Source organism: Aeromonas sp. QDB62, from assembly GCF_027705695.1.
Taxonomy (GTDB): domain Bacteria; phylum Pseudomonadota; class Gammaproteobacteria; order Enterobacterales; family Aeromonadaceae; genus Aeromonas; species Aeromonas allosaccharophila.
This window is the reverse complement of the sequence record NZ_JAPDCD010000151.1, coordinates 1-588: the sequence shown is the minus strand read 5'-3', so window position 1 is coordinate 588 and position 588 is coordinate 1. Positions and strand designations below refer to the sequence as shown.

The window sequence follows — 588 nt, the reverse complement described above, 5'->3', positions numbered from 1 at the left end:
CCTGCATGGAGACGCGATTAGATCACAGACGATCTGCCTGTTCAAATTTCATTAACAAAGTGCGATCCCGCCCTGCCCGATGGATAGCATCAAGAAATGCCGGTTTGAGATTGAAGAGCCGCAACCCTTTCTAAAAAAAGAGATAAAACTCTTGCTGCAACGGCAAGAAAGCAATCCGATTGAAGTGGCATTAATCCAATTAGGGCTTGCAACCGGATTGCGGATCAGTGAATTACTGGCTGTGAGCGTTGAAGCATTTGATCTAGACAAACGGATCTTGACGGTAGATCTCGCGTTGGTTGATGGTGCTTATAAGACGCCAAAAACCAAAGGATCGCTGCGGAAGATTGAGCTGACTGAACAGGGAATAATAGCCGCACGTATCTTGATAGCACAGGCTAGCCATCGTAGGCCCAGATCGATCACGGTAACCCAGACAGATAATCGCACTAAAAAGATAATTAGCCGTACCTTGGTAGCCTATAACCGCCCAGCAAGGCGACCCTACGCCTCGGTTGACGAGTACAGGGAAACATTTTTTCAGCCGCATTGTGACCTGGTGGGTGTCAAATACCGTGGACCATCTCA

At 48.0% G+C, this 588-nt stretch carries 1 pseudogene; it reads left to right on the top strand.

The annotated features are described in order from the left end of the window. Positions 1-79 precede the first annotated feature (79 nt). Positions 80-588, top strand: a pseudogene (locus OKC27_RS22855) (tyrosine-type recombinase/integrase); the annotation flags it as partial.